Raw genomic sequence first — 14447 nt, 5'->3', positions numbered from 1 at the left:
AACTCATGCGTACAACATTTATGGCTAATGCTAATAATATAGAGCGCAAATGGTATGTTGTAGATGCTGAAGGCAAAACTTTAGGTCGTTTATCAACAGAAGTTGCAACATTACTTCGTGGAAAACACAAACCAACTTTTACACCCCATGTTGACACTGGTGATAATGTAATCATTATCAATGCTGAAAAGATCGAATTAACAGGTAATAAATTACATGATAAAATTTACTACCGTCACAGCCAATTCCCAGGCGGATTAAAATCAAGAACTGCTTTAGAAATGCGTACAAACTTCCCAACAAGAATGCTTGAACTTGCAATTAAAGGTATGCTTCCAAAAGGTTCACTTGGTCGTCAAATGTTTAAAAAATTGCACGTTTATGCTGGAAGCGAACATCCACATCAAGCACAACAACCTGAAGTTTACGAACTTCGCGGTTAATTATTAAGGAGGGTATTAATTTGGCACAGGTACAATATTATGGCACTGGTCGTCGTAAAAGCTCTGTTGCACGTGTACGTTTAGTTCCAGGCGACGGACGCATTGTAATCAACGGTCGTGACATTGCAGACTATATTCCATTCGAAGCTTTAAGAGAAGTTGTAAAACAACCACTAGTTGCTACTGAAACAGTAGGACGTTATGACATTCTTGTAAATGTAAATGGTGGTGGTTATACAGGGCAAGCTGGCGCTATCCGCCACGGTATCGCTCGTGCGTTACTTCAAGCTGATCCTGAATTCCGCCCAGCTTTAAAATCAGCTGGACTATTAACTCGTGACGCTCGTATGAAAGAACGTAAAAAATACGGTCTTAAAGGCGCTCGTCGTGCACCTCAGTTCTCAAAACGTTAATTTTTGGCGTTACAAAGGCTCTCAACCAATTTTGGTTGGGAGTCTTTTTTATACATAAATATTGCTTTTGAACATATTTTGACCACAGATGTTTATCGGGTAACCAGTAAAAATAAAATTATCGGAGTTTTTCCTTTTAAATACAGATTGGAGCTAGTTTGGGGAAAAATAAGGGGAGGTTTTTCGACTAATTTCTCGGTCTATTTAAGCTGTTTTCAGTGATCTTTCCTTGTTGAGGGGAATTTTTCTGCTTATTTATCAAACCTGTTTTAGCTATGAAAACTTACTTGTGGTTTCGTGAAAAAAGACTGAGATATATTTGCATTTTCTAATTATTATGCTGTGAAGTTTAAGAGATTTATTCAAATAGGTTAACAGCAGGTCTCAAAAACAATCATATTTTCTCTAATTTCTGTAATTAGGTATAATGATGGTAAAAGGATTTAACAGGGGGTGTTATCACATGTATAATAGTAATTTCCGCTTTCTTTTTGAAAAATGGGATATACTTGCCAATTTAGGTGAGACAGCAGAAAGAAACGTCTTTATAGATCCAAACACAACCTTGATGAAGCTTCGCGTTTTTGCTGAGACGTTAACCAAATATGTACTCGCTTATGAAGAAATAAAGGAAACGTATGATACAAAACAAACAGATCGGATCAATGCTTTGAGGCGAGAGGATTTGATTACGCAAGAATTAGAAGATATTCTTGATACAATTAGAAAAATCGGTAACAAAGCCATGCATGAGGGGTATGGCACTCAAAAGGAAGCTCAGGCATTATTACATATGGGATTTCGACTGGCAGTTTGGTTTATGCAAGTTTACGGAGATTGGGAATTTAAAGAACCAACGTATCAGGAACCAACACCAGTTAACATAATAGATGAAAAAGAGTTACAAAAATTATCGGCCACATACGAAGAGAAAATGGCTAAGCTTGAACAGGAGCTACTAAAGCTTCGCCAAGAGCAATTATCTGTACCTGATCAAGAGAAGTTGAAACGAAAGAAAGATGCCCGAACGTTTGGAAGTCAACTAAACCTAACAGAACAAGAAACACGCCTTCTTATCGATAAACAATTGCGTGATGCAGGTTGGGAAGTAGATACGGAAGAACTAAGATATGGAAAAGGGGTTAGACCTGAAAAGGGGAAGAACTTAGCGATTGCGGAATGGCCATTAAAGACGGGGGTTGCCGATTATGCCCTATTTTTAGGCTTAAAATTTGTAGGGATTATTGAAGCGAAAAGGCAGAGTAAGAATATCCCTTCTGATATTGAACAGGCAAAAAACTATGCTCGTTTAGTTGAGAAGAAGGGGGATGAAATTGTCCTTGAGCCATATGGTGACTATTTTGTTCCTTTTTTATTTGCTACAAATGGCCGTCCCTACTTTAAACAGTTCGAAGAGAAATCTGGGATCTGGTTCTTAGATGCTAGAAAAGCAACCAATCATCCCCGTTCACTTAAGGGTTGGTACTCTCCACAAGGCTTAAAAGAGTTATTAAAACAAGACATAGATCAAGCTAATAAAAAACTACATGATGAGGCTTTGGACTATTTAAACTTAAGGCCTTATCAGCAGGATGCAATTAATGCAGTTGAACATGCCGTTGAAAATGAGCAACGTGAAATCTTACTTGCTATGGCTACTGGAACAGGGAAAACTAGAATGGCAATAGGACTCATATACCGTTTAATAAAACATAGTCGCTTTAAGCGGGTTTTATTTATGGTAGATAGAACTGCGCTTGGTGAACAGGCAGAAGCGTCATTTAAAGACTCGAAACTAGAGAACTATCATTCATTTACGGAAATTTTTGAACTTCAATCTTTAAACGATGTCAAACCCAACCCGGAAACTAAGGTGCAAATCGCTACCGTACAAGGAATGCTAAAAAGGTTATTCTACTCGGAAAATGACGAAAATAAGCCGACGATTGACCAATATGATTGTATCATCGTTGATGAAGCCCACCGAGGCTATACACTGGACAAAGAAATGTCTGAGGTAGAAGAACTATTCAGGGATCATCAAGATTATGTTAGTAAATATCGACAAGTGCTAGATTATTTTGATGCTACAAAGATTGGGTTAACAGCAACACCTGCGTTACACACAGTTGAAATATTTGGGAATCCTGTATTTACTTATTCTTATCGCGAGGCGGTTGTGGATGGCTATCTCATTGACCATGAACCACCTTATCAATTTGAAACGGTATTAAAGGAAACTGGGATTCGTTGGTCAGCAGGAGACACGGTTGATGTGTTCAATACACGTACAGGTGAAATTGAAAAAGAGATACTCGAAGATGAAGTGGACATTGATGTAGCTAACTTTAATAAAACGGTGATCACTGAACCATTTAACCGAGTAATACTTGCAGAACTTGCAAAATACATTGACCCAACAAGTTTAGGAAAAACCCTTATTTTTGCTGCTACTGATGACCATGCTGATATGGTCGTGAGGATATTTAAAGAGGAGTTAGAAGAAATACACGGTCCTATTGATGATAATGCTGTTATGAAAATAACAGGCTCTATTAAAGATCCATCCCAGTCCATCAAGCTTTTTAAAAATGAACGGCTACCTAATATTGTTGTGACTGTGGACTTACTAACAACTGGTATAGATGTGCCAGCCATCATAAACTTAGTTTTTTTAAGGAGAGTACGGTCCCGAATTTTATATGAGCAAATGTTGGGACGGGCTACAAGAAGATATGATGAAATTGGAAAGGACCACTTTTCGATTTTTGATGCAGTTGGGATTTATGAATCACTGAAGCCTTATACTACGATGAAGCCTGTTGTTAAAAGCCCGAAAGTAACCATTCAGCAATTGGTTGAGGAATTGAAACAGATACAAGATAAAGGCCAACAAGCACAACATAAGGAAGAGCTAATTGCAAAAGTACAAAGAAAGAAACAGCGCTGGATGGAGAAGGACCACGAAGATTTTAAAGTCTTATCTGGTGGAAAAAACATCAATGAGTTTGTTAATTGGATAAAAAATGCCGATTCAAAGGAGGTAGTTGAAAAGCTTACCTCGAATCAAAATATCCTTCAATATTTGGATGAAAATAGAGGGAGACCGGTACTGCAATATATTTCCACACATGAGGACCAAATAAAAGAAGTGACTCGTGGATATGGAAGTGCAGAGAAACCTGAAGATTATTTGCAAAGCTTTAATCAGTTTATCAAGGAAAATATGAACTTAATTCCTGCTCTTAAGGTTGTGTGCACACGCCCAAGAGAGCTTACACGAAATCAATTAAGGGAGTTAAGAATTGCTCTTGACCAAAAGGGATTTACAGAAAAAGGGCTGCAAACCGCATGGCGTGATGCAAAAAATGAAGATATAGCAGCGGATATTATCAGTTTTATTCGCCAGCAGGCTCTTGGTGATCCACTAATCGACCATGAAGAGAGGATTAAAAAAGCCATGAAAAAAATCTATGCTATGAAAGTATGGGAAAAACCTCAAAAGTCCTGGTTAGAGCGAATCGAAAAACAATTATTAAAAGAATCTGTTTTAGATCCGGATCCAGAGAAGGCCTTTAATGTAGAACCTTTCAAAAGTCGTGGTGGATATAAACAGTTGAATAAGATCTTTGGTGGACAACTCGACGAAATTGTGAGTAGAATCAACTATGCATTATATGATAATGATCAAAAGGAGCAAGCTTAAAACATGGGCAACCAAGATATTGTACAGAAGTTATGGAATTTATGTAATGTTTTACGTGATGATGGAATTACGTATCATCAGTATGTTACCGAGTTAACGTACCTATTATTTTTAAAAATGATGAAGGAAACGGAAAATGAGGGAGCCATTCCAGAAGAATATCGCTGGGATTCATTAACGGCGCTTCACGGGCTTGAATTAAAAACACATTATCAAAAACTCTTAATTGATCTTGGAAATGAAAGAAATGATATTTTAAAACAAATCTATACAAATGCTGGAACCAATATTGATGAGCCTAAAAACCTCGAGAAAATTGTTCGCTCGATTGACGAGCTAGATTGGTACAGTGCCAAAGAAGAGGGTTTGGGTGATTTATACGAAGGCTTACTCGAAAAGAACGCGAGTGAAACGAAGTCGGGAGCTGGGCAATATTTTACCCCTCGTGTGTTGATTGATGTGATCGTGAAACTTGTGAAACCACAACCAGGTGAAAGATGTAATGACCCTGCCGCTGGAACGTTTGGCTTTATGATTGCTGCTGATCGTCATGTTCGTGAACAGACTGATGACTATTTTGATCTTGGAGAAAAAGAATCGGAGTTTCAAAAGTACAAGGCTTTTTCTGGGGTGGAACTAGTTAGGGATACCCATCGCCTTGCATTAATGAATGCCATGTTACACGATATTCAGGGTGAAATAATTTTAGGTGATACGCTATCTGACTTAGGGAAAGATCTGAAAAATTATGATGTCATCCTTACCAATCCACCGTTTGGAACAAAGCAGGGCGGGGAACGACCAACTCGTGATGATTTAACATATACAACAACGAATAAACAATTAAATTTCTTACAGCATATTTATCGAGCGCTTAAACCAGATGGAAAAGCAAGAGCAGCAGTTGTATTGCCAGATAATGTTCTTTTTGAAAGTGGAATTGGTGAGAAAATTCGTGAAGACTTGATGGACAAGTGTAATCTGCATACAATCTTACGCTTACCAACAGGGATCTTCTATGCTCAAGGTGTGAAAACAAATGTATTGTTCTTTACTCGTGGTACTACGGACAAAGATAATACAAAGGATGTATGGGTTTATGATTTACGTACAAATATGCCGAGTTTTGGTAAGCGGACGCCATTAACAGAAAAACACTTTGAAGCTTTTGTATTAGCATATGATGCAGAAGACAGAGAGAGTGTAAAAGATGATCGGTTTAACGTATTTACACGTGAAGAGATCCGGAAAAAAGATAATAGCTTGGATGTTGGACTGATAGCTGACGAGTCTTTATCAGTTTATGAAAACCTACCAGACCCGATTGATTCAGCAGAAGAAGCGATAGCTAAGTTAGAGCATGCAATTGGATTGTTGAATGAGGTTGTTACAGAGTTACGTGAGGTTGAAGGTTTTAAGGTTACTGCTGATCCAGTCGAGGTGGGTAGTAATGAGTAAGAAAGTAAAGAAAATGCCAGTAGAAGAACTGTTAGAAGAAGCATTAGTTCCTGAGGAAGAGCATCCTTATGAAGTACCAAGGAATTGGGTTTACTTTAATTTTACATCAATTCTTGATGTACAAGGGGGCACTCAGCCACCAAAAAGTGAATTTATTGATGAAGAACAGGAAGGATATGTAAGATTAGTTCAAATTAGGGATTTTGCTTCTGATAAGTATATGACGTTTATTCCTGATACGCCTAAACTTAGAAAAATAGAAGAAGAAGATATCCTTATAGCAAGGTACGGGGCTTCAATAGGTAAAATACTTACAGGTTTAAGTGGTGCTTATAATGTTGCATTAGCAAAGGTAGTATTTCCAAATGGAAAAATTTATCCAAAGTATTTATTCTGGTTATTAAAATCGGGACACTTTCAAATACCACTAATGGGATTATCTCGTTCTGCACAATCTGGATTTAATAAAAAAGATTTATCTTATTTTAAAATGCCATTACCTCCGTATAAGGAACAAATTAGAATTGCCAACAAAGTCGAACGTCTTTTAAATAAAATAGATGAAGCAAAGCAGTTGATTGATAATGCAAAGGAAATGTTTGAACTTCGTCGAGCATCCATTTTGAATAAGGCTTTTTGCGGGGAGTTGACTGCGAAGTGGCGGGAGGATAACAAAAGTACTGACGTAAATTTTTTGATTAGAAAGCTTAATAAAAAAGAAGGTAGTATACAAATAAGAAGTAATAAGAATGATGAAAAAAATGCAATTCCGTATAAATTACCTGATGGATGGAAATGGATTCGGTTAAGAGATATAGCAACTTTCAAATCAGGTTATGCATTTAAAAGCAACGACTTTGTTGATGAAGGTTATCAGTTAATTAGAATGGGAAATCTATATAAAAATAAACTTGATTTGGGCAGAAACCCGGTGTTCTTACCAAAGACATATGATCAAGAAATAGTTAGCAGGTATTCAGTTGAACCTGGGGAGATCCTTCTAACCTTAACCGGGACAAAGTATAAGAGGGATTACGGTTATGCAATTAAAGTACAAAATCAGGATAGAAAATTATTACTAAACCAAAGAATACTTGCATTAAAACCATATGAACTAAGTGATTATTTTTACTATTATCTTCAGTCAAATACATTCCGAGATATGTTTTTTAGCTTTGAGACTGGAGGAGTTAATCAAGGTAACGTAGGTTCAACGGCTGTAGAATCTATTTACTTTCCGCTCCCGCCCTTAGAAGAGGGTATTGAAATACAAAAGAAAATAGAAACATTGTTAGAAAAAGAAAGAGCCTCAAATGACTTACTTGATATAGAAGAAGATATTGAATCAATGACGCAATCAATTCTCTCGAAAGCTTTCCGCGGTGAACTTGGCACAAATGATCCTACAGAAGAAAGTGCAATTGAGTTATTAAAAGATGCTCTGCAAGATTAAGTAATGTCATCAATGTATCGTGACCATTTCTGATAAGAAGCATATAAAAGGTTTTTAAAACGTTAAAATCCATACGCCCATTTGGTCATTATACCAAATGGGCAATTTATTTTAGGATACGTGTCCTTATAAACTCTCTTTATTTACCAGTCACTTTTTCAAACATGAAATTTGTATAGAATTCAAACTAATTATAAAATAGTAGAGATGACTAAAAAAATGTAATTATTGTTAATCCGCTATTTTTGTGTGAATTATGTATCTAATTGGGTTACGATGGGTATAGACAGTTTTGAATTGGAGGCAAGGTATAAATGAGTGGTTTTCCTAAAGATGCAATTCGAATTTTAAAAGAGACGAGTCGTACTTTTTATATACCGATTACTTTTTTGCAAAAGGAATTAAAATATTCAGTTGCATCTGCTTATTTAGTATTTCGGGCAATTGATGAAATTGAAGATCATGAAGAGTTGGACAATGAGGTAAAACACACAATCTTAATGCAAGTAGGCGATTTATTTAAACAGCCATTTGATAACGAAAAATATTTATATATACTGGGTTCTATAAAAGACCAACTGCCCGAAGTTACACTTCGTTTAGAAGAGTGGCTGCAGGCCTGTCCAAAGGATGCCTTGCCAATCGTCATGAACGCCGCTAATGAAATGGCAATTGGAATGGCAAAATGGTCAAAAGCCAATTGGGAAATCCAAACGCGTGAAGATTTGGACGACTATACATATTACGTTGCTGGACTTGTTGGGGTTATGCTTTCGGACCTATGGGAACTCTATGGCAATGAAAAAACAGAGCGGGAACTTGCGATCGGTTATGGGCGTGGGCTTCAAGCCGTGAACATTTTGCGCAACGAGAAGGAAGACTTGGATGAACGTGGTGTAAGCTTTGTACCTGATGGCTGGAATCGGGAAGATCTCTTCAAATATGCGGAAGAAAATCTTACAAAAGCAGATGAGTATATGAAGTCTCTCAAAAAGAGAAACATTATCTTATTCTGTCGTCTGCCGCTTGCCCTTGCCCATAAAACATTAAAGGCTATGAAAGAGGGACGGGAAAAGATAACCCGAGCAGAAGTAGAACAAACGGTGGAAGAAGTGCAAACTAACTAATTCTTTTATATAGGATTTGAAGATGCAGGATCTGCCGTCCTTTAAGAATTTTGATAAAAAGGCGGTGTTGGGGATGTCCAACTCAATCGAGCAAAGAAAATCTCAACATATTCAAATTACGTTGAACGAAAAGGTTACGGGGGAGTCAATCTCGACAGGATTGGAGTCGTTTGCGTTCATCCATAATGCGCTCCCGGAAATTGATTTTGATGAAATTTCTACTAAAGCCACCTTCCTAGGCTTTGAATGCAAAACACCGTTTCTCATCAGTTCCATGACGGGTGGGACAGCCCTTGCTGAGACAATTAACCGAAATTTGGCTATTGCTGCCGAAGAAAGGGGCTGGGCGCTCGCGCTTGGTTCCACCCGTGCATTGCTCGACAGTGACGGACATTCTTCTTCCTTCTTGATGAGGAAGTATGCACCGAGCATTCCGATTATTGCAAACTTGGGTGCTGTTCAGTTTAATTACGGGTACGGTGTTGAGGAATGCAGGAAAATAATCGAGATGACGGAGGCGGATATGCTCGTTCTTCATTTGAACAGCATTCAGGAAGTAATTCAAGAAAATGGAGATACGAATTTTAAAGGCTTATTAAAGAAGATTGAACAATTGTGCAGCGCACTGGAGGTTCCAGTTGGGGTCAAGGAAGTTGGATGGGGAATCGATGGACAGACAGCCCGAAAACTAACTGATGTGGGTGTTGCATTTATTGATGTCGCTGGGGCGGGAGGTACTTCTTGGAGCCAAGTGGAAAAGTTCCGTGCGGAAGATCCAATCCGGCGGGTTGCTGCTGAAGCTTTCAGCGAATGGGGCATTCCAACGGCAGAATCAATCAGGCTAGTTCGTGAAGGAGTTGGCGACTCTCCATTGATTGCTAGTGGGGGGATTATGACGGGTCTAGACGGTGCCAAGACGATTGCACTAGGTGCTGACCTAGTTGGATTCGGGCGGTCCATCCTAAAAGAAGCGACCCAGAGTGCGGGAGCTGTTCTAGAAGCAATGGAGATCCGGGAAATGGAGCTTCGAATGGCAATGTTTGGAATCGGTGCACGGACGATCCAGGAGCTGAAGGAAACCTCACGTTTGAAGAAATTATGATAATAATGACTGAAGACTCTCAACCACTTGGTTGGGGTCTTTTTATGGAAATATATTATTTAATTAATCGTAAAAAATGTGCGATTATTACAACTTCACCTCCTGATTCATATTGCAAGAGAAGCCCATCACCTTTGGCGGAATCTGGAGGAAGGGATTATTACTTAAGGGACAGGGCTTAAAAAGCGGATGTAGTATCGTACCCACATCTGCTTTTAGTCTACTAATTTATTTTTTACTGCATAAAGAGCTGCTTGTGTTCGGTCAGATAATTCAAGCTTACCCAGTAGATTGGATACATGTGTCTTGACTGTTTTTTCAGTGATAAATAGTGAACTAGCGATTTCTTTGTTACTTTTACCCTTGGCAATTTCCCTTAACACATCTAACTCTCGATTCGTTAATTCCTCGATTGCATTTTTCTCCTTGTATCGATTATTCGATAAACTGGCCAATAGATGTGAAGTTGCCTTTGGATGCAGCTGGTTTTCCCCGCCCATTACTTTTTTGATCGATGTGACAAGTTCATCGGGTTCAATATCCTTTAGTTGGTAACCGGAAGCACCTGCTTCAAGAGCGGGGATGACATGGTCTTGATCAGAAAAGCTAGTAAGCATCAAAATTCTAATTTTAGGTAGTTCTTTTTTGATGAATCTTGTTGCTTCGATGCCGTCCATTTCTGGCATCATCAAGTCCATTAAGATGAGATCCGGATTTAAGGATTTTGCCAATTCGATCGCTTCTACTCCATTAGCTGCTTCCCCGACAATTTCAAGGTCTTTTTGTGTTCGGAGAAAAAAGACAAGACCTCGTCTGACGACATGATGGTCATCGACTACCAATATTTTTATACTCACTTCATAATCCCCCTAAAACGGAATGTGAATCTCTATTTCTGTTCCACTTCCCGGTTTACTTTGCAAAAGAAAGGTCCCGTTCAAGCTTTCAGTCCGTTTTTTCATGTTTCGTAATCCTAATGACGGTATTTCAAGGTTTTCTTCATAGTGAAAGCCGCAGCCCATATCCTTTATGGTCATTTTCACTTCATCTTCAGAAGCTTGAAATTGTAAAACGACCTCCGTGGACTGGGAATGCTTTTTACAATTTGCCAGTGCTTCCTGTCCAATGCGCCACAGGGCCTCTTCTACCTTACCGGGAATAGTGGCTGCGCCTGTTACAGTGGTGTTGATTCTTAGACCAAGCATTTCTGCAAAGCTTCGTAAGGCACTAACTAGACCGTTTTCTAATCCCGCAGGTCGCAGCTGCCAGATTAAGGCTCTCATTTCCCCAAGAGCATCCTGAGCCATGTCTTGTATATAGGTGAACGTTTGTTTGACGTCGTTGCTTTCTGTCATTTCTACGCCAGCCCTTGCTGTAAGACTAAGGGAAAATAGGAGTTGATTAACCGAATCATGAAGATCACGTGCCAAGCGATTTCGTTCAGCAACAAGTGCAGTCTCTTGTTCGCGTTGAGTTAGTTTGATACGCTTCAACGCGGTTCCGATTTGATAGGCAACAGCTTCAAGTAAGGCGAGTTCATTTTTTTCGAAATGAGTTTTATATGGGGCTCCCACATTTAAAATCCCAAATCGTTCCTCCCCAGCACGGAGCGGGACGGTTGCGTGATGGGTCAAGCCACACGTATCACCAGCTGCCTCATTCAGGGCCTCTTCTATTCTTTTACACTCAATAATATTTGTTGCTTTATTTAGCTGTTGGTTGTTGTACTTATTTACACACCAGCAATTGCCATTGCACATTCTTCGCTTTTCATTACTAGCTAAAGCAGGGGGGAGTGCTTCGTCAGCAATAAGATGCTGCTTACCATGCTCATCGATTAAAAAAATCCAACCAGTTTGCAGTGCCGTAACCTGGAGAAGTTTTTTTAAAACACTTGCTAATACGTTATTGGTGTCTGTACCTTCATTCAATAGTTCAGCAATTTCCTTTAAAATGCTGATTTCCTCATATCGATCACGACCGGGCATGACATTCCCTCCAGCCATATTTTCTGCTTTCATTATAGCCCATTTATAATATTCAGACTTCAAAATTTTTGGTAGAACTCAGATCGTCTGCAAAAATTCAAGTATTTCTTTGGTTGGCCCTTCGTAGAAGACTGTTTTCCACCCATTATCGAGTTGATAAGGGCCCTCGACTTTTCGAAGACCCGTAAGCTTAGTCATAATCTTATCAAGATTACTTACTTCAAAGCAGATATGGGTATTGAATGTTCGACTAGCTATTAACTCTAGTCTAAAACCGCCGAGGTTCAAAAACACGATTTCTTCTTCCATGAATACAAAACGTAGTTCTTCCTGAAAGCCTAAATGGTTTTTATAAAAGTCGGCTGAATCCTCAAGATTACTTACTTCAAGACCATAATGATGAAGCTTCATAGCCGCACCTCCAAATCAGATGATCAAATTCATGTCTCCAAATTCATGCCATAAATATTTAGCATCAATTGCTTGGTCGTAAGCCTGAAGAAGATGCTGTTCAGAAATAAATGCAGACAGCATATCGAGATGGCTTGCCTTTGGTTCATGAAATCCAGTAATAATCCCATCGGCTATTTGTAAAGGAAACTGGTGATTAATGTATAAATTTGTTACTCCCGAAAGGTTACCGAACTTTCCTGCACTCTCAAGAGCTCGAACCACAGTCGTTCCAACCGCAATTACTCTTTTTCCGGCAGCTTTTGTCTCAATTATCCTTTGCATCGTTTTCTCAGAAATATGAAACTCTTCTTCGTTTTCTTCAGGTGTTTGATGCCACTTGTCATCAAGCAAATAGCTTAGACCAGTATGAAGTTGAATAAAATCAACCTGTATTCCGTTTCGCATTAAAGTAAATAGTAGCTCCCAGCTGAAGGCCCGTCCTGCTGAGGGCATTTCTACCGAACCAGGATGGCTGGCAAAAACCGTTTGGTAATAGTCTAATTCCCATGGTTGATCAATATATTCATATCGAACCGGCTCGCCAAGTTTATATATGATATTAAGAAGTTCAGACCCTTTTTTAGTAAACTTCAAAATTTTTAATGGTGAATTCATTTTGACACCCATTACCTTTGCCGTTAGTTCAGGTGAAAAAGTAAAGGTATCACCAATTTTTACATGATTTTCAACAATGAGTGCCTCCCATAAATCCTCCTCGCGACGTCTGGCCAGTCGAACTTCGGTCTTTGCTGCAAATTGAACCTTGTTTCGACGCCATTCGGCATGTAAAACAGCGGGGATGGTACGGCTATTATTTAGAATAACTAGATCTCCTTTTTCAAGATACTGTGGCAAATGAAAGAAGCAGTCATGCTGGACTTTACCGGAAGTCCGCTCAAGCACCATCATTCGGACGTGATCTCTTCTGATACCACGCTTTTCAGGAGGGTGGGAAGCATTCAGTTGTTCTGGAAGGTAAAAATCTAAAGCTTTTGCGATCATTTTCTACACCTCCTCCTGAGCTTGCGCTGAAAACCGCTTACCATTAATGCCTTTGGACTGATCAGAAGCAAGGTATAAAAAGATATCGACCACATCTTCAGGTTTTGCTAAAGGGTAATCACAATTTGGAACAGCCAATTGGTGCATCTCTGTGTCCATTTCTCCTGGATCAACCATATTGATTCGAACACCGGTCTCGCTTAATTCATCCGCCCATGTTTCGGTGAGGCCTTCAACTGCAAACTTCGAAATTCCGTAAGCTCCCCAGCCTGCATAACCAATGTGACCGGCTTCTGAAGTAACATTGATAATTGAGCCTTGGTTGCGCTGAAGCATTCCAACAACAACTCTTCTTGTTACTGAAAATGGTGATAATGCATTTACCCTTAATACCTCCATAAAATCCTCTTCGGGGTAATCGAGTAATAGTGGAATTGGGCTAGGGCCCAACATTGAGGCATTATTAATCAGAATATCAATCTTGCCGAATGCCTCCTCAGCTAATGCAACAAACCGTTCCACATCTCTAGACTTAGAAACATCAGCGGTCACTGCTAGAACTGTTGCCCCAAAGCTTTCGGCTTCTTGTTTTACCTTTAAGAGGCTTTCTTTCGTTCTTGCGCAAATTGCAAGCGTCGCTCCTTCCTTGGCAAAAGCTAATGACAAAGCTTTTCCTAGCCCTTTAGATGCTCCAGTAATCATGACAACTTTATTTTTCATCATTGTAATCTCTCCTTAAGTTATTTATGACTTAAGCTTACTGGCAACAAGGAAAATCATCTTCGTAAAAAAGCTTGAACTTTATCTACGACTTTAGGATGAAAAAATAATGTAGAATCATGGAAACGCTGCGACATTTCGGACAACCTTCTGTCAAAATTCAAGTTATTTCGAGCGATTCACCCACATATGATGTATGTAAGAATGGTAACAATCTTGAAGGGGTGAGTTCAAAATGAGCCGTATTCAAAAATCAATGCTCGGTGCTTTTATTGGTGCTTCGTCGGCGGGAATGTGGTTGATCGTGGATCTCTTGCTTCCAGACCCAATCGGGGACTATTTATTATTTATGATTATGGGTGTAGTTCATATGGTGATTGGCTGGCAAGTGGCGAGGCTGGTTGGGAAACAAAAAGAAAGTCGCTCACTGAAAAATTCAGAAACTCTGAAGACATCGGATATATAGAGATGTAGGCTCTCAATCATGAGATTGAGGGCTTTTTTTATAAATTGGATGAAGGGCATAACTGTGTTGGAGGCTTGGGGAAATGCCCTTCATATGGCCGATGAAGAGTAAAACGG

Annotated in this window: 13 protein-coding genes; 8 read left to right on the top strand and 5 right to left on the bottom strand. The window is 39.2% G+C overall.

Translation table 11 applies throughout. From position 1 onward, the window contains the following. Nucleotides 1-5: 5 nt before the first annotated feature. The 7 genes from rplM (at nt 6) to fni (ending at nt 9702) form a co-directional block, all read left to right on the top strand. Nucleotides 6-443 carry a 50S ribosomal protein L13 gene (gene rplM, locus V7112_RS07980; protein WP_335417498.1) on the top strand — a complete coding sequence of 146 codons (438 nt, stop codon included), beginning with the start codon at nt 6-8 and terminating at the stop codon, nt 441-443. 20 nt (nt 444-463) lie between these two features. Further along, a complete protein-coding gene (rpsI, locus tag V7112_RS07975) occupies nt 464-856 on the top strand; it encodes a 30S ribosomal protein S9 (RefSeq protein WP_335417496.1) in 393 nt (130 codons plus the stop codon). 463 nt (nt 857-1319) lie between these two features. After that, entirely contained in the window at nt 1320-4562 is a 3243-nt protein-coding gene (gene hsdR, locus V7112_RS07970) for a type I restriction-modification system endonuclease (RefSeq protein ID WP_335417494.1), read from the top strand. Nucleotides 4563-4565: 3 nt separating this feature from the next. Then, complete coding sequence (locus tag V7112_RS07965; RefSeq protein WP_335417492.1) at nt 4566-6020, top strand: N-6 DNA methylase; 1455 nt, start codon at nt 4566-4568, stop codon at nt 6018-6020. Next, nucleotides 6013-7473, top strand: a complete 1461-nt coding sequence (locus V7112_RS07960) for a restriction endonuclease subunit S (protein WP_335417490.1) — start codon at nt 6013-6015, stop codon at nt 7471-7473. The genes V7112_RS07965 and V7112_RS07960 overlap by 8 nt, the downstream gene beginning before the upstream one ends. A 314-nt stretch (nt 7474-7787) precedes the next feature. Further along, a complete protein-coding gene (locus V7112_RS07955; RefSeq protein ID WP_335417489.1) occupies nt 7788-8600 on the top strand; it encodes a squalene/phytoene synthase family protein in 813 nt (270 codons plus the stop codon). A 73-nt stretch (nt 8601-8673) separates the two neighbouring features. Next, the gene (fni, locus tag V7112_RS07950; RefSeq protein ID WP_335417486.1) at nt 8674-9702 is read left to right on the top strand and encodes a type 2 isopentenyl-diphosphate Delta-isomerase; all 1029 of its coding nucleotides are present in this window, start codon (nt 8674-8676) and stop codon (nt 9700-9702) included. Nucleotides 9703-9917: 215 nt separating this feature from the next. Here the strand turns inward: fni and V7112_RS07945 are convergent, their stop codons facing one another. The 5 genes from V7112_RS07945 to V7112_RS07925 all read right to left on the bottom strand — a co-directional run bounded on the left by V7112_RS07945 (nt 9918) and on the right by V7112_RS07925 (nt 13868). Further along, the gene (locus V7112_RS07945; RefSeq protein ID WP_335417484.1) at nt 9918-10559 is read right to left on the bottom strand and encodes a response regulator transcription factor; all 642 of its coding nucleotides are present in this window, start codon (nt 10557-10559) and stop codon (nt 9918-9920) included. A 12-nt stretch (nt 10560-10571) separates the two neighbouring features. Then, nucleotides 10572-11690: a GAF domain-containing sensor histidine kinase gene (locus V7112_RS07940; protein WP_335417482.1), complete on the bottom strand. Its 1119-nt coding sequence runs from the start codon at nt 11688-11690 to the stop codon at nt 10572-10574. Between the two features lie 78 nt (nt 11691-11768). Further along, nucleotides 11769-12101: a VOC family protein gene (locus V7112_RS07935; protein WP_335417480.1), complete on the bottom strand. Its 333-nt coding sequence runs from the start codon at nt 12099-12101 to the stop codon at nt 11769-11771. 15 nt (nt 12102-12116) lie between these two features. Further along, the gene (locus tag V7112_RS07930; protein ID WP_335417478.1) at nt 12117-13145 is read right to left on the bottom strand and encodes an S-adenosylmethionine:tRNA ribosyltransferase-isomerase; all 1029 of its coding nucleotides are present in this window, start codon (nt 13143-13145) and stop codon (nt 12117-12119) included. A gap of 3 nt (nt 13146-13148) precedes the next feature. After that, nucleotides 13149-13868, bottom strand: coding sequence for an SDR family NAD(P)-dependent oxidoreductase (locus tag V7112_RS07925; protein WP_335417476.1), 720 nt, complete (start codon nt 13866-13868; stop codon nt 13149-13151). Between the two features lie 232 nt (nt 13869-14100). Between V7112_RS07925 and V7112_RS07920 the strand changes: the two genes are divergently transcribed. After that, nucleotides 14101-14331 (top strand): hypothetical protein, encoded by a 231-nt coding sequence (locus tag V7112_RS07920; RefSeq protein ID WP_335417474.1) that lies wholly within the window; start codon nt 14101-14103, stop codon nt 14329-14331. Nucleotides 14332-14447: the final 116 nt, after the last annotated feature.

It is taken from the genome of Bacillus sp. JJ1566 (genome assembly GCF_036962685.1).
Lineage (GTDB): Bacteria > Bacillota > Bacilli > Bacillales > Bacillaceae_L > Ferdinandcohnia.
This window is presented reverse-complemented; position numbering and strand designations above follow the sequence as displayed.